A 15,000-nucleotide genomic window follows, 5' to 3' on the forward strand; every position below is an offset into this window, starting at 1 on the left:
CGAGGAGAGAATCCTAAGGTGTGCGAGAGAACTCTGGTTAAGGAACTCGGCAAAATGACCCCGTAACTTCGGGAGAAGGGGTGCTTTCTTAACGGAAAGCCGCAGTGAATAGGCCCAAGCGACTGTTTAGCAAAAACACAGGTCTCTGCGAAGCCGTAAGGCGAAGTATAGGGGCTGACACCTGCCCGGTGCTGGAAGGTTAAGGAGAGGGGTTAGCGCAAGCGAAGCTCTGAACTGAAGCCCCAGTAAACGGCGGCCGTAACTATAACGGTCCTAAGGTAGCGAAATTCCTTGTCGGGTAAGTTCCGACCCGCACGAAAGGTGTAACGATTTGGGCACTGTCTCAACCAGAGACTCGGTGAAATTATAGTACCTGTGAAGATGCAGGTTACCCGCGACAGGACGGAAAGACCCCGTGGAGCTTTACTGTAGCCTGATATTGAATTTTGGTACAGCTTGTACAGGATAGGCGGGAGCCTTTGAAGCCGGAGCGCTAGCTTCGGTGGAGGCGCTGGTGGGATACCGCCCTGGCTGTATTGAAATTCTAACCTACGGGTCTTATCGACCCGGGAGACAGTGTCAGGTGGGCAGTTTGACTGGGGCGGTCGCCTCCTAAAAAGTAACGGAGGCGCCCAAAGGTTCCCTCAGAATGGTTGGAAATCATTCGTAGAGTGCAAAGGCATAAGGGAGCTTGACTGCGAGACCTACAAGTCGAGCAGGGACGAAAGTCGGGCTTAGTGATCCGGTGGTTCCGCATGGAAGGGCCATCGCTCAACGGATAAAAGCTACCCCGGGGATAACAGGCTTATCTCCCCCAAGAGTCCACATCGACGGGGAGGTTTGGCACCTCGATGTCGGCTCATCGCATCCTGGGGCTGTAGTCGGTCCCAAGGGTTGGGCTGTTCGCCCATTAAAGCGGTACGCGAGCTGGGTTCAGAACGTCGTGAGACAGTTCGGTCCCTATCCGTCGTGGGCGTAGGAAATTTGAGAGGAGCTGTCCTTAGTACGAGAGGACCGGGATGGACGCACCGCTGGTGTACCAGTTGTTCTGCCAAGGGCATAGCTGGGTAGCTATGTGCGGAAGGGATAAGTGCTGAAAGCATCTAAGCATGAAGCCCCCCTCAAGATGAGATTTCCCATAGCGTAAGCTAGTAAGATCCCTGAAAGATGATCAGGTTGATAGGTTCGAGGTGGAAGCATGGTGACATGTGGAGCTGACGAATACTAATAGATCGAGGACTTAACCATATAATATGAAGCAAATGTTATCTAGTTTTGAAGGAATATACCTTCATAAGTCTGGTAATGATGGCAGAGAGGTCACACCCGTTCCCATACCGAACACGGAAGTTAAGCTCTCTAGCGCCGATGGTAGTTGGGACTTTGTCCCTGTGAGAGTAGGACGTTGCCAGGCAAACGAAAGACGAGTCATTGGACTCGTCTTTTTTATTTCCTAAGAAATAGCGTTATGTTGATGCATTAAATATAAATAAATATAGTATGGCACTTTTTCAGCCGTAACAGCTAAAAATTGAAAGATAAACGGATAATCTTCAGAAGAGTAACTTCCAAGTAAATCGTACCACCAATCTGTTTCATAACGGGAAATCATACTTAAGTTATAAAGCAAAAGATAGTGTGTAAGTAATTCTGAGAAAACAGGAGCTGTTTCGCCATTGGCAGGTAAATAATAAGTATTTGTATAGTGATTATATGTAAGAGGTGCACTGTATAATGGATTCCATTGTTTAATAGGAGCTGTAAAATGCAAGTAGGAATCATTTTCTTTAGCGTTTGTATATCGAATGTTAAGATGTTTGCAACTCCCCTCCATATATCGTATAAAACGTTCTTCTGTCATATGAAAAGCGTCTAAAACATGAGTAGGAAAAGTAAAGATATTCTCTGTCACCTCTTTTAGTTTATATAGCTTATTTCTTCTTTTACTGTATAGGAATAAATCCTTTAGTTCTGCGATTCGTTGCAGTAACTCCCCCATTGTATATTTTTCTCCCTCTAAATGTTTCATATGAAACATTTGTTCCGCAACTTGAGTAAATAGTCCATGCTTTTGTATTTTAACTTCATCATCTATAAACTGATAGCTTTGTTTTTTTCGCTTTCTTGTTGTGACCCCATGTGCTAATACAGAAGTTGATTCCGGATAATTAGGATTGACTGTAAGCAAACAAGCTTTTAGGAGTTGGCTCATTCCATAAAACAATAATACTGGTTTAATGGAAAATGGAGCAGTATGACATAACTCATAGTAATTTTTCCCATGCTCTAAGTAATAAATAAATGGATAACAATTTTCAAAACTTTTTTTCTCAGTATTTGTATTACCTAATTTTTTATAGCAATGGGTAAGATAATGTTGCGTGTGAGTAGAAGAAAGAAAGAAGCTTAATTCCTGCCAAGTGATTGATGAACGCTGCATTGTATACTCTCCTTTTATTTTTAGAAAATTCTAACATATACTGTCTTTCTTGACAGTATTTTAACCAATTGTTAAGCTACTAATAATAATTTCAGGTATCATGGGGGGAATCATTTATGTGGGAATCTAAATTTGTTAAAGAAGGTTTAACGTTTGATGATGTATTACTTGTACCAGCTAGATCTGATGTATTACCAAGAGAAGTAAGCGTGAAAACAGTTTTGTCTGAAAGTTTACAATTAAATATCCCTTTAATTAGTGCAGGTATGGATACAGTAACAGAAGCTGATATGGCTATCGCAATGGCTCGTCAAGGTGGATTAGGAATTATTCATAAGAACATGTCTATTGAACAACAAGCTGAGCAAGTAGACAAAGTAAAACGCTCTGAAAGCGGCGTTATTACAGATCCTTTCTTTTTAACTCCAGATCATCAAGTGTATGACGCAGAACATTTGATGGGGAAATATCGTATTTCAGGTGTTCCAATTGTAAATGATGCAGAAGAGCGAAAACTTGTAGGTATTATTACGAACCGTGATATGCGTTTTATCCAAGATTATTCAATTAAGATTTCCGATGTAATGACGAAAGAAGATTTAATTACAGCTCCAGTTCATACTACACTAGAAGATGCTGAAAAAATCTTACAGAAACATAAAATTGAAAAACTCCCTCTTGTTGATAATAACGGCGTATTACAAGGCTTGATTACAATTAAAGATATTGAAAAAGTAATCGAGTTTCCAAACTCTGCAAAAGATAAACAAGGTCGTTTATTAGTAGGTGCAGCTGTTGGAGTAACAGCTGATGCAATGCAGCGCATCGATGCTTTAGTAAAAGCAAATGTTGATGTAATTGTTATTGATACAGCTCATGGACATTCAAAAGGTGTATTAGACAAAGTGAGAGAAGTTCGTGAAAAGTATCCAAAATTAAATATTATCGCTGGTAACGTTGCAACAGCTGAAGCAACTCGTGAATTAATTGAAGCAGGTGCAAATATTGTTAAGGTTGGTATTGGACCAGGTTCTATTTGTACAACACGCGTTGTAGCTGGTGTTGGTGTTCCTCAATTAACAGCAGTTTATGACTGTGCGACAGAAGCTCGTAAACACGGTGTCCCAGTCATTGCTGACGGTGGAATTAAATATTCTGGTGATATTGTAAAAGCATTAGCAGCAGGTGCACACGTTGTTATGCTTGGAAGTATTTTTGCCGGTGTAGCAGAAAGCCCTGGAGATACAGAAATTTACCAAGGTCGTCAATTTAAAGTATACCGCGGTATGGGTTCTGTTGGAGCAATGGAAAAAGGAAGTAAAGATCGTTATTTCCAAGAAGGCAATAAAAAACTTGTTCCAGAAGGAATTGAAGGCCGTGTTCCATTTAAAGGTCCTTTAGCGGATACGGTACATCAATTAGTTGGTGGATTACGTGCAGGTATGGGATATTGCGGTGCAGCTGATTTACCATTCTTACGTGAAAATGCACAGTTTATCCGTATGTCAGGTGCTGGATTACGTGAAAGTCATCCGCATGATGTCCAAATTACAAAAGAGTCACCAAACTATTCATTATAATGTCGGATATCAAAATAGACAGAGATTTAGTATCTCTGTCTATTTTTTTTTGATTGTGTTAGAATAACGTTTATGTGAGTACAAATATATTGGGGGTAACAAAAGTGACAGGTATGTTCCGTAGGCAAATGATTGCGATTGTAACAGTACTTACACTATTTTGCAGCATGTTTTTTACATACAGCAGCGCATTTGCAGAAACAAATGCTCCTTTGAATGTTGATGCAGGTGCGGCAATTTTAGTGGAAGCAAATTCTGGAAAGATTTTATATCAAAAAAATCCAGATGAACTATTAGCAATTGCGAGTATGACAAAAATAATGAGTGAGTATTTAGTTCATGATGCAGTCGCAAAAGGGAAAATTAAGTGGGATCAAAAAACAAAAATTTCTGAATATGCTCATACTATTTCACAAGACCGTTCTTTATCAAATGTTCCTTTAGAAAATGGCGGTACTTATACTGTAAAAGAGTTATACGAGGCAATGGCAATTTATTCTGCAAATGGTGCAACGATTGCCTTAGCTGAATTAATCGGTGGTTCAGAAGCTAATTTTGTTAAGATGATGAATGACAAAGCGAAAGAGCTTGGATTAAAAAACTATAAATTTGTAAACTGTACAGGATTAACAAATAAAGATTTAAAAGGGCAGCAGCCTGAAGGGACAACTCCGGATGAAGAGAATAAAATGTCTGCTAGAGATTGTGCAATCTTAGCGCAGCATTTAATTAAAGAGTATCCAGATACGTTAGAGACATCTAAAATCCCGAAAAAGACATTCCAAGAAGGTGGAAAATATCCAGTGAACATGGATAACTGGAACTGGATGTTACCTGGATTAGTTATGCAATATGAAGGGGTAGATGGTTTGAAAACAGGTTCTACTCCAGAAGCTGGGGATTGTTTTACGGGTACAGCAGAACGTAATGGTATGCGTTTAATTTCTGTTGTTATTAATACGAAATCTCACACAGCACGTTTTGCAGAAACTAAGAAGCTATTTGATTACGGTTTTACGAATTTCCAAACGAAAACAGTATATCCGAAAAATTCTCAAGTAAAAGGTCATGAAACAGTTCATGTAAATAAAGCAAAAGATACAGATGTAGCAGTGCAAACGAAGGAAGAAGTTGTACTTCCAATGCCAAAAGGAAGTAAAGATGTTTATAAAACAGATTTCAAAGCAGTAAATAAAGAGAATGAGGCGCCAATCAAAAAAGGCACCACACTTGGTTATATGACTGTATCAGCAAAAGATGCAAATGATGTAGGATTTTTAACCGGTAAGTCAATGGAAGTAGATCTTGTAACAAAACAAGATGTAGAGAAAGCAAACTGGTTTGTTCTTTCTATGCGCAGCATTGGTTCTTTCTTTAGTGATATATGGAATGGTGCAGTTGATACTGTAAAAGGTTGGTTCTAAGAGCTCCCCATAGGGGGGCTTTTTTAATTTCCTGTTTTTCGCACCGATTTTATCAAAAAATAGTAGACAAGCCTCTAATAAGTAATGGTAGAATGTAAGAGTATTCTTACTTTTCGTCGTAAGTGGGGAAAAGCAATTCACCTAGGGGGGTTTTTGTACATGATAAATGTAACAGGAACAGAGCGTGTAAAACGTGGAATGGCAGAAATGCAAAAAGGCGGCGTCATTATGGACGTAGTTAACGCTGAGCAAGCAAAAATTGCAGAAGCAGCAGGTGCGGTTGCTGTTATGGCATTAGAACGAGTTCCGGCTGATATTCGTGCAGCAGGTGGCGTTTCGCGTATGGCAGATCCAACGATTGTAGAAGAAGTAATGGGTGCTGTATCAATTCCAGTTATGGCAAAATGTCGTATCGGCCATCTTGTGGAAGCGCGTGTACTTGAATCATTAGGGGTAGACTATATTGATGAGAGTGAAGTATTAACTCCGGCTGATGAAGTGTACCATTTAAATAAACGTGATTACACTGTTCCGTTTGTATGTGGATGCCGTGATATCGGTGAAGCAGCGCGTCGTATTGCTGAAGGCGCATCTATGCTTCGTACAAAAGGTGAGCCTGGCACAGGGAATATTGTAGAAGCTGTACGTCATATGCGTCAAGTAAACGCAGAAATTCGTCAAGTTGCGAACCTACGTGAAGATGAATTAATGACATATGCAAAAAACACTGGTGCTCCTTATGAAGTATTACTTGAAATTAAACGTCTTGGTCGTTTACCAGTTGTAAACTTTGCAGCAGGCGGCGTTGCAACTCCAGCTGATGCTGCATTAATGATGCAACTTGGTGCAGATGGTGTATTCGTAGGTTCTGGTATTTTCAAATCAGAAAACCCAGAAAAATTTGCACGTGCAATTGTTGAAGCAACAACACATTATGAAGATTATGAATTAATTGCTCGTCTTTCTAAAGGACTGGGTAATGCAATGAAAGGTGTTGAAATTTCAACATTATTACCAGAACAACGCATGCAAGAGCGCGGTTGGTAATTAAAGGAGTTTTTGAAATGATTACAATCGGTGTATTGGGACTTCAAGGAGCTGTTCGTGAACATGTACGTGCAATAGAAGCAAGTGGTGCACAAGCTATTATTGTGAAACATACAGAGCAGTTAGATGAAGTAGATGGACTTATTTTACCAGGCGGTGAAAGCACAACAATGCGCCGTCTTATTGATAAATATGGTTTCATGGAACCGCTTCGTGAATTTGCTAAAACAGGAAAACCGATGTTTGGTACATGTGCAGGTATGATTTTACTTGCAAAGAACCTTATTGGATATGAAGAATCACATATTGGTGCAATGGATATTACCGTTGAACGCAATGCGTTTGGTCGCCAAAAAGATAGCTTTGAGGCTGCCCTTTCTATGAAAGGTGTGGGCGAAGACTTTATCGGTGTATTTATTCGTGCGCCATATGTTGTCGATGTAGAAGATCATGTAGAAGTATTATGTACACATGAAGATCGCATGGTAGCGGTTCGACAAAATCATTTATTAGCAGCTTCTTTCCATCCAGAATTAACAGATGATCATCGTGTTACGGCTTATTTCGTAGAGATGGTGAAAGAAGCGAAAATGAAAAAAGTCGTATAAGTGACTTGCAACTTGTGTAAGATTATAGTAAATTGATGATAATAATTTTATAAAATAAGCGTGTTGATAGGAAGTAGTAACAAATGTTGTTTCTTATAGAGAGTCGGTGGTTGGTGGAAACCGATAGAAACAGTTTGTGAATCCATCCTGGAATGGAATGTGGAATATCTTTATGATTAGTAAGCATTTCCGGTGAAGAGCCGTTATTTCTACTTGAGAGGAAAGCAATGGTGCTTTCAACTAGGGTGGCAACGCGGGTTAACTCCCGTCCCTTTTTACAGGGACGGGAGTTTTTTGTGTTTTATAAAACAAAAGGAGGAATATATAATGCTTGATATTAAATTTTTACGTGCGAATTTTGAAGAAGTAAAAGCAAAATTACAGCATAGAGGGGAAGATTTAACTGATTTCGGTCGTTTTGAAGAATTAGATACAAGAAGAAGAGAGTTACTTGTTCAAACAGAGGAATTGAAAAGCAAACGTAATGAAGTATCTCAACAGATCTCTGTGTTAAAACGTGAAAAGAAAGATGCAGAGGCACTAATTTTAGAGATGCGTGAAGTAGGAGAAAAAGTAAAGGATCTTGATAATGAGCTTCGTACAGTTGAAGAAGATTTAGAAAGATTAATGCTTTCTATTCCAAATATCCCACATGAATCTGCACCAATTGGTGAAACAGAGGATGATAACGTGGTAGCACGTACTTGGGGAGAGGTAAGAGAGTTTAATTTTGAACCAAAACCTCACTGGGATCTTGCAACTGACTTAGGAATTTTAGATTTCGAGCGTGCTGCTAAAGTAACGGGAAGCCGTTTTGTATTTTCTAAAGGTGCAGGTGCAAAGTTAGAACGTGCTTTAATTAGTTTTATGCTTGATCTTCATACAGAAGAACACGGATATGAAGAAGTGTTACCTCCATATATGGTAAATCGTGCAAGTATGACAGGGACAGGACAGCTTCCAAAATTTGAAGAAGATGCATTCCGTATTGAAAGTGAAGACTATTTCTTGATTCCTACAGCTGAAGTACCTGTAACAAATATGCATCGTGATGAGATTTTAAGTGCAGACCAATTGCCCATTCGTTATGCAGCATTTAGTGCGTGCTTCCGTTCTGAAGCAGGTTCAGCTGGTCGTGATACACGTGGTTTAATTCGTCAGCATCAATTTAATAAAGTAGAACTTGTGAAATTTGTAAAACCTGAAGATTCTTATGAGGAACTAGAAAAATTAACAAATGATGCAGAACGTGTATTACAATTATTAGACCTTCCATACCGTGTGATGAGCATGTGTACAGGAGATCTAGGATTTACAGCGGCGAAGAAATACGATATCGAAGTATGGATTCCTAGCTACGGTACATATCGTGAAATTTCTTCTTGTAGTAACTTTGAAGCTTTCCAAGCAAGACGTGCAAACATTCGTTTCCGTCGTGAGCCGAATGCTAAACCAGAACCTGTTCATACACTAAATGGATCTGGGCTTGCAATTGGACGTACAGTTGCAGCAATTTTAGAAAACTACCAGCAAGAAGATGGTACAATTATAATTCCAGAAGTTCTTCGCCCTTATATGGGAGGAAAAACAGTTATTAAATAAAGTTTTATTCATACACATCTCTTGTTATCCAGCAAGAATAAAGTGGAATTTTTAACAGGAGAAGAGATACATTTGACACTGACGATCTTCCTGTTTATTAGATTAGGATAAATTGTATGAGAAGGGAAAGAGAAAAAATCTCTTTCCTTTCCTTTTCTATATATAGCAGGGTTGACGAACTGTTTTTCTTTTGATATTATATTTCATGTCATGTGAATACGGAGGAATACCCAAGTCTGGCTGAAGGGATCGGTCTTGAAAACCGACAGGCGGTGCGAGCCGCGCGGGGGTTCGAATCCCTCTTCCTCCGCCATATATAATTGACAACAGCGCATATAAGTGGAGATTGGAGAACTCGTTACCAACACGTAACGAGTTTTTATTTTAACCAATCAGGAAGTAGCATATAGGAGATATAATCTCTTATAGAAACACTCATATTCCGAGGATTATCTTCATAGATATGAAAGGAGCTACCATGGATATTATTATACAAACGTTTCCGCTTGACGGAAAAACACTATACTATGTACAATGCCCCGTTTGCAAGAAAAATAAAATTTTAAACAGTGCTGCGAACGTATCTCGTATTGTAAGTGATGAAACATTTCGTAAACTTAGTGGTTGCATCTGTGATGTGAAACAAGAAGTGAAGAAGGTAGAAGCACCAAAACAAATCGAAAAACAAGCAGCTGCAAAACGTAAAGTAATTACGGCTGTTATTAACGGGACAGAAATGACGGTAAAAGAAATTGCTGAGGCGTACGATATCAGTGTAAGCACTGTACGTCAGCGCATTAATGCCGGAAAATCAGAGAGCGAAATTATTGCTCCGACCAAAAAGAAAAACTAAGTTTATAGGAAAAACCCGTGCGATTGCACGGGTTTTTTATTTTACAAGTTTACGTGTTTGTTGTAAGAAGTGACCAATTTTCTTAACGATTGGTTCAATTGAATTTTCATTTTGCAAAATATCATATTCATTAATATTAAGACGTAGTATAGGGCAAGCATTAAAATCATTAATCCAATTTTCATAGCGTGCGTGCATCTCTTCCCAATACTCAATCGGTGTTTGCTGTTCCATAGGTCTTCCACGCTCTTTAATACGATCTACGATATCTTCAAATGATCCTTCTAGATAAATGAGTAAATCAGGGTGTGGGAAGTAAGGTGTCATAACCATTGCGTCGAATAAGCTTTTATACGTTTCATAATCTGTAGCAGTCATTGTTCCTTTTTCATAATGCATTTTTGCAAAAATTCCCGTATCTTCATAAATAGAACGGTCTTGAATAAATCCACCACCGTATTCGAAGATTCTTTTTTGTTCTTTAAAACGTTCTGCTAAGAAATAAACTTGTAAGTGGAAGCTCCAACGTGTGAAGTCATTGTAAAATTTGTCTAAATACGGATTAGAATCTACTTTTTCAAAAGATGTGCGGTAACCAAGTGCATCTGCTAATGCATTTGTCATTGTGGATTTTCCGACACCCACTGTTCCTGCAATCGTAATAACAGCATCATTTGGAATATCGTATTTTTGTCTCAAATTCATTACTGGTTAATCTCCTTCGTCAGTGTATTTTGTAATGCTGATAAGATTACGTTTAAGTCCGATTCATTTTTCACAAAATCCATATTATCTCCGTTGAATTTTAGTACAGGGATGCTCGGATGATCTTGTTTGAAAGCTTCCATTGCCGCTTCGTAATCTTCAATGAGTTGTAGTAAATAATTTGGATCTATATTTTTTTCGAATTCCCGTCCGCGCATGGCAATTCGTTTTTGTAGTGTTTCTAAGCTTGCTGTTATATACACGATGACGTTTGGAACGGGCATATCTTGTGTTAAGATACGATAAATTTGCATGTATTTCTCGTATTGGGAACCCTGTAATGTTCGAGATGCAAAAATTAAATTTTTGAATATATGGTAATCTGCTACAACAGGAATATGTTGTTTTAAATATTTTGTATCGATGTCTTCTAGTTGCTTATAACGGTTGCAGAGGAAAAACATTTCTGTTTGAAAGCTCCATTCTTGGATGTCTTCGTAAAACTTGCCTAAGAAAGGATTCTCATCAACGATTTCTTTCAATAAATGGAGTTGCATGTGAGTCGATATCGCTTTCGCGAGTGAAGTTTTTCCGACACCAATTGGTCCTTCGACCGTAATAAATGGTACTCCGGTCACGCTGTTGCCTCCTTCCAAAACATAATTTAGCACTAATAAAAAGCACAAAACAGAATTATTGTAGCATAAGAGGAGGCAGAAAGGACTAGTTTTCATAAAAAGTTAGAAAATCGACCTATGTTGTTACAACTTTAAATCAAATGATAGGGAAGTGTTTGCTTTTAAAGTTGTTTGCATAATATGCAGGGCGTGTTTATTATCTTGGTCGCAATTGGATGCAATGCAATCTTCAGGTACATATAATTGATAATTTCTCATATGAGCGTCATTTGCGGTAAATAGGATGCATATATTTCCAGCTACCCCCGTTAAAATAAGATTTTCTATCTTTAAATGACCTAACAATGAATTTAAGGGGGTTTCATAAAAAGCAGAATAATGTGGTTTAATAAAAATATAATCATCGCTTGAGGGTGCTATTTTTTTTATAATTTCTTGGCTATATTCATTTGTGCAATAGGTAATAAGTTCGTTGATATCAGCTCTCCATAAATGGTAATGATCATTTACATAAATAATTGGACAGCCAGAGTTTTTCATTTTTTGTTTGAGTTGTAAAATGGATTCTGTAATATTTTTGCATTTTCGTGCTAAGATAGGTCCATGTGAAAATTGAAAATCATTAATCATATCGATGATAAGAAGTGCTGTATTTTTCATATGTAATCTCCTTTCCTTTCTCTTTAGATTGGATTGAATATAGAAAAGTTATTTGTGATGAAAGGATTTTGTTATGGAAGAAGATATTTATTTTATGAAGCTCGCGATAGAGGAAGCAAAAAAGGCTGAAGAAATACAAGAAGTACCAATTGGTGCAGTTGTTGTAGTGGACGGTGAGGTAGTAAGTCGTGCGCACAACTTGCGTGAAACAGAGCAACGGTCAATTGCTCACGCTGAATTGTTAGCGATTGATGATGCGTGCAAAAAGTTAGGGACGTGGCGTTTGGAAAATGCAACCCTATATGTCACATTAGAGCCGTGTCCAATGTGTGCTGGTGCAATTGTGTTATCGCGTGTAAAACGTGTTGTATATGGAGCGAGTGACCCAAAAGGTGGATGTGCTGGCACATTAATGAATTTATTAACAGAGGAACGGTTTAATCATCAATCTGAAGTTGTGGTTGGTGTATTAGAAGAAGAGTGTGGAGCCTTATTAACAACCTTTTTCCGAGAACTACGCAAAAAGAGGAAGAAAGAGAAGGAAAAACTGGATAAAAATAGTCTTTGTTAACACGTTGCAATTTTCTAGGAAACAAGTTATACTGATATTGCCTTCAGATAAGGCAACTAAATATGGTTTTAACTTTGCCGTGCTAAGCGGGGAGGTAGCGGTGCCCTGTACTCGCAATCCGCTCTAGCGAGGCCGAATCCCTTCTCGAGGTTATGCTACTGTAGGGTCTGCCTTAAGTAAGTGGTGTTGACGTTTGGGTCCTGCGCAACGGGACCCCGTGAACCTTGTCAGGTCCGGAAGGAAGCAGCAATAAGCGGGTCTTCTCGTGTGCCGCAGGAGTGCCTGAACCGAGCTAACTGCTTAAGTAACGCTTATGGTACGTAATCGACAGAAGGTGCACGGCAGTTATATAGCATATAAAACTCATCCTATATGAATAGGATGGGTTTTTTGTATGGAAAATAACTTTTGGAATCTATAATCAGAATAGGTTATAATAAGATGAAACTTTAATCAGTGGGAGATTATTTATCCCCCCTGATTATCAGTCGAACGAATCGGGCTTTTACGGGCAGTTTATCTCCCATCTAATTTTTTGTTTTAAGCTGGGGATTACTGTTCACAAATAGCGGGATAACCGAGATAATAACCTTTGGGGGAGGCCGTATTTTCGTGTCATACCAGGCGTTATACCGAACATGGAGACCGCAAAAATTTGAAGATGTAGTCGGTCAAAAGCACGTAACGAAAACGTTGCAAAATGCCCTTCTTCAAGAGAAAGCATCACATGCCTATGTGTTTTCTGGTCCAAGAGGAACAGGGAAAACAACAATTGCAAAGGTATTTGCCAAAGCAATCAACTGTGAGCATGCTCCTACAGCTGAACCTTGTAATGAATGTCCTGCATGCTTAGGAATTACGCAAGGTGCTATTTCAGATGTATTAGAAATTGACGCGGCTTCGAATAACGGTGTAGATGAAATTCGAGATATAAGAGATAAAGTGAAATATGCTCCAAGCGAAGTTCGCTATAAAGTATATATTATTGATGAAGTTCACATGCTTTCTATGGGTGCTTTTAATGCGCTATTAAAAACATTAGAAGAACCCCCGCAGCATGTTATCTTTATTTTAGCAACGACAGAACCACATAAAATTCCACCAACAATTATTTCTCGTTGTCAGCGTTTTGAGTTTCGAAAAATATCAGTGCATGATATTGTCGAACGATTAACAACTGTTGTAAACAACGAAGGAACGAAAGTGGACGAGGAAGCGCTTCAAATTGTAGCGCGTGCCGCAGAAGGTGGTATGCGTGATGCATTAAGTTTAATTGATCAAGCTATTTCTTATAGTGATGAAGTGGTGACAGTAGAAGATGTATTAGCGGTTACAGGTTCTGTTTCACAGCGATATTTAGCAAACCTTGTAGAGTGCATCTATGAAAATGATGTATCAAAAGCGCTGCGTATTGTTGATGATATTATGAATCAAGGGAAAGATCCACTTCGCTTCATGGAAGACTTCATTTACTATTATCGAGATATGCTTTTGTATCAAACTTCGCCTCAGCTAGAGGATATGCTAGAGAGAGTTATTGTTGATGATTCATTTCGTAAGTTAAGTCAGGATATGCAGCCTGAAATGATTTATGAAATTATTCATACGCTTAGTAAAAGTCAACAAGAAATGAAATGGACAAACCATCCTCGTATTTTTTTAGAGGTAGTTATGGTGCAATTGTGTCAGCAATTTGCGATGAAAGCAAATGGAGCGGATCGGTTGCAAGCTGTTTTACAAAGAATGCAGCAATTAGAACAGGAATTAGAAAATATGAAGCAACATGGTGTACCAGTTTCTGTGCAACAAGAGGTCAAAGAAACAAGGGTTACACCGAAGCCGACTCGTTCTGGTAGTATGAAAATACCTGTCGGGCGTGTTCATGAAGTTTTAAAACAAGCGACTCGTAAAGATTTAGAGCAACTAAAGAGTGCGTGGGGTGAACTGTTAGAGCGATTGAAAAATTATAATAAAGTTGCTTATGCGGTTTTGTTAGAAAACAGTGAGCCAGTCGCAGCTTCTACTACTTCTTATGTTCTTGCTTTTAAGTATGAAATACATTGTAAAATGGCGAGTGAAAATCGCGAGGCAACAGATACGGTAGAGCAAATTCTCTTTGAACTGTTTGGAAAGAGGTTGCAAATGATTGCAATCCCAAAAAGTGAATGGGGAAAAATTCGTGAGGGTTTCTTACAACATGAAGGTAGTCCTTCAGAAGAAGCGGAAAAGCCGAAAGATCCTCTTATCGAAGAAGCTGTAAAGATTGTGGGAGAACAATTAATTGAAATAAGAGAGTAAAACACGTCTTAAATGGATTTTTCTTTATTAAACTATAAACATTCATTAAGAACCAATTAGGAGGAATTATTATGATGCGTGGTGGAATGGGAAATATGAATAACATGATGAAACAAATGCAGAAAATGCAAAAACAAATGGCGAAAGCACAAGAGGAACTTGGTGAAAAAACAGTTGAGGGAACAGCTGGCGGTGGTATGGTAACAGTTATCGCGAATGGACATAAGCAAATTTTAGAAGTGAAAATTAAAGAAGAAGTTGTAGATCCAGAAGATATCGAAATGTTACAAGACCTTGTATTAGCTGCAACGAATGATGCATTAAAGAAAGCAGAAGAGCTATCATCTTCTACAATGGGACAATTTACAAAAGGATTGAATTTACCTGGCGGTATGTTCTAGGAGGTTGGTCATAGATGCACTACCCAGAACCAATCTCAAAGCTAATTGATAGCTTTATGAAATTGCCAGGAATCGGGCCGAAAACAGCTGTTCGCCTGGCCTTTTTCGTATTGGATATGAAAGAAGATGATGTATTAGATTTTGCGAAGTCACTTGTAAATGCAAAGCGAAAC

The 15,000-nt window shown here is 38.7% G+C and carries 14 protein-coding genes, 1 tRNA gene, 2 rRNA genes, 1 other RNA gene and 1 other annotated feature (2 of these 19 running past the window's edge); of the genes, 14 read left to right on the top strand and 4 right to left on the bottom strand.

Annotated features, from left to right (window positions below; translation table 11 throughout):
• A 23S ribosomal RNA gene (locus tag NKR74_RS00050) occupies positions 1-1,248 on the top strand; it begins 1,674 nt to the left of the window's first position.
• 50 nt (positions 1,249-1,298) lie between these two features.
• Positions 1,299-1,414: ribosomal RNA gene (gene rrf / locus NKR74_RS00055) — 5S ribosomal RNA — on the top strand.
• Positions 1,415-1,453: 39 nt separating this feature from the next.
• Here the strand turns inward: rrf and NKR74_RS00060 are convergent.
• Positions 1,454-2,440 carry a YaaC family protein gene (locus NKR74_RS00060; RefSeq protein WP_253628322.1) on the bottom strand — a complete coding sequence of 329 codons (987 nt, stop codon included), beginning with the start codon at positions 2,438-2,440 and terminating at the stop codon, positions 1,454-1,456.
• Between the two features lie 116 nt (positions 2,441-2,556).
• Between NKR74_RS00060 and guaB the strand changes: the two genes are divergently transcribed.
• From guaB to NKR74_RS00095, 7 genes are all read left to right on the top strand, one after another.
• On the top strand, positions 2,557-4,020 hold the full coding sequence (gene guaB, locus NKR74_RS00065; RefSeq protein ID WP_253628323.1) for an IMP dehydrogenase: 1,464 nt from the start codon (positions 2,557-2,559) through the stop codon (positions 4,018-4,020).
• Positions 4,021-4,124: 104 nt separating this feature from the next.
• Complete coding sequence (locus tag NKR74_RS00070; protein ID WP_309247623.1) at positions 4,125-5,444, top strand: D-alanyl-D-alanine carboxypeptidase family protein; 1,320 nt, start codon at positions 4,125-4,127, stop codon at positions 5,442-5,444.
• A gap of 159 nt (positions 5,445-5,603) precedes the next feature.
• Positions 5,604-6,491, top strand: a complete 888-nt coding sequence (gene pdxS / locus NKR74_RS00075) for a pyridoxal 5'-phosphate synthase lyase subunit PdxS (RefSeq protein WP_098310709.1) — start codon at positions 5,604-5,606, stop codon at positions 6,489-6,491.
• A gap of 17 nt (positions 6,492-6,508) precedes the next feature.
• Positions 6,509-7,099, top strand: a complete 591-nt coding sequence (gene pdxT / locus NKR74_RS00080) for a pyridoxal 5'-phosphate synthase glutaminase subunit PdxT (RefSeq protein ID WP_253628324.1) — start codon at positions 6,509-6,511, stop codon at positions 7,097-7,099.
• Between the two features lie 54 nt (positions 7,100-7,153).
• Positions 7,154-7,375, top strand: a binding site (T-box leader).
• A 51-nt stretch (positions 7,376-7,426) separates the two neighbouring features.
• On the top strand, positions 7,427-8,701 hold the full coding sequence (gene serS / locus NKR74_RS00085) for a serine--tRNA ligase (RefSeq protein ID WP_098310711.1): 1,275 nt from the start codon (positions 7,427-7,429) through the stop codon (positions 8,699-8,701).
• 220 nt (positions 8,702-8,921) lie between these two features.
• Positions 8,922-9,014: transfer RNA gene (locus NKR74_RS00090), tRNA-Ser, on the top strand.
• A 165-nt stretch (positions 9,015-9,179) separates the two neighbouring features.
• Entirely contained in the window at positions 9,180-9,554 is a 375-nt protein-coding gene (locus NKR74_RS00095) for a sigma factor-like helix-turn-helix DNA-binding protein (protein ID WP_176524702.1), read from the top strand.
• A gap of 36 nt (positions 9,555-9,590) precedes the next feature.
• On the opposite strand, the gene NKR74_RS00100 is transcribed toward NKR74_RS00095, so the two are convergent.
• The 3 genes from NKR74_RS00100 to NKR74_RS00110 all read right to left on the bottom strand — a co-directional run bounded on the left by NKR74_RS00100 (position 9,591) and on the right by NKR74_RS00110 (position 11,557).
• Positions 9,591-10,259: a deoxynucleoside kinase gene (locus NKR74_RS00100; protein ID WP_098310713.1), complete on the bottom strand. Its 669-nt coding sequence runs from the start codon at positions 10,257-10,259 to the stop codon at positions 9,591-9,593.
• The gene (locus tag NKR74_RS00105; protein WP_253628325.1) at positions 10,259-10,897 is read right to left on the bottom strand and encodes a deoxynucleoside kinase; all 639 of its coding nucleotides are present in this window, start codon (positions 10,895-10,897) and stop codon (positions 10,259-10,261) included. Before NKR74_RS00105 ends, NKR74_RS00100 begins: the two co-directional genes overlap by 1 nt.
• Positions 10,898-11,020: 123 nt before the next feature.
• Complete coding sequence (locus NKR74_RS00110; RefSeq protein ID WP_098310715.1) at positions 11,021-11,557, bottom strand: cysteine hydrolase family protein; 537 nt, start codon at positions 11,555-11,557, stop codon at positions 11,021-11,023.
• A 73-nt stretch (positions 11,558-11,630) separates the two neighbouring features.
• On the opposite strand from NKR74_RS00110, the gene tadA reads away from it, so the two are divergent.
• The 5 genes from tadA to recR form a co-directional block, all read left to right on the top strand.
• Positions 11,631-12,128: a tRNA adenosine(34) deaminase TadA gene (gene tadA / locus NKR74_RS00115; protein WP_098310716.1), complete on the top strand. Its 498-nt coding sequence runs from the start codon at positions 11,631-11,633 to the stop codon at positions 12,126-12,128.
• Between the two features lie 77 nt (positions 12,129-12,205).
• An RNA gene (gene ffs / locus NKR74_RS00120) (signal recognition particle sRNA large type) lies at positions 12,206-12,470 on the top strand.
• 270 nt (positions 12,471-12,740) lie between these two features.
• On the top strand, positions 12,741-14,426 hold the full coding sequence (gene dnaX, locus NKR74_RS00125; RefSeq protein WP_098310717.1) for a DNA polymerase III subunit gamma/tau: 1,686 nt from the start codon (positions 12,741-12,743) through the stop codon (positions 14,424-14,426).
• 74 nt (positions 14,427-14,500) lie between these two features.
• Positions 14,501-14,827, top strand: coding sequence for a YbaB/EbfC family nucleoid-associated protein (locus tag NKR74_RS00130; RefSeq protein ID WP_176524706.1), 327 nt, complete (start codon positions 14,501-14,503; stop codon positions 14,825-14,827).
• 14 nt (positions 14,828-14,841) lie between these two features.
• A protein-coding gene (gene recR / locus NKR74_RS00135) for a recombination protein RecR (protein WP_098310719.1) crosses the window boundary here: on the top strand, positions 14,842-15,000 show its beginning. The gene runs 438 nt beyond the window's last position; 159 of the gene's 597 nt are visible here — the first part of the coding sequence; the start codon lies at positions 14,842-14,844; its stop codon lies beyond the right edge, outside the window.

Source organism: Bacillus sp. 3103sda1 (genome assembly GCF_024159135.1).
Lineage (GTDB): Bacteria > Bacillota > Bacilli > Bacillales > Bacillaceae_G > Bacillus_A > Bacillus_A rhizoplanae.

Coding starts and splice junctions, on each gene's coding strand:
- NKR74_RS00100 (WP_098310713.1), bottom strand. CDS start 10,259: ATGAATTTGAGACAAAAATACGATATTCCAAATGATGCTGTTATTACG.
- NKR74_RS00130 (WP_176524706.1), top strand. CDS start 14,501: ATGCGTGGTGGAATGGGAAATATGAATAACATGATGAAACAAATGCAG.
- pdxT (WP_253628324.1), top strand. CDS start 6,509: ATGATTACAATCGGTGTATTGGGACTTCAAGGAGCTGTTCGTGAACAT.
- pdxS (WP_098310709.1), top strand. CDS start 5,604: ATGATAAATGTAACAGGAACAGAGCGTGTAAAACGTGGAATGGCAGAA.
- NKR74_RS00110 (WP_098310715.1), bottom strand. CDS start 11,557: ATGAAAAATACAGCACTTCTTATCATCGATATGATTAATGATTTTCAA.
- guaB (WP_253628323.1), top strand. CDS start 2,557: ATGTGGGAATCTAAATTTGTTAAAGAAGGTTTAACGTTTGATGATGTA.
- NKR74_RS00095 (WP_176524702.1), top strand. CDS start 9,180: ATGGATATTATTATACAAACGTTTCCGCTTGACGGAAAAACACTATAC.
- serS (WP_098310711.1), top strand. CDS start 7,427: ATGCTTGATATTAAATTTTTACGTGCGAATTTTGAAGAAGTAAAAGCA.
- tadA (WP_098310716.1), top strand. CDS start 11,631: ATGGAAGAAGATATTTATTTTATGAAGCTCGCGATAGAGGAAGCAAAA.
- NKR74_RS00060 (WP_253628322.1), bottom strand. CDS start 2,440: ATGCAGCGTTCATCAATCACTTGGCAGGAATTAAGCTTCTTTCTTTCT.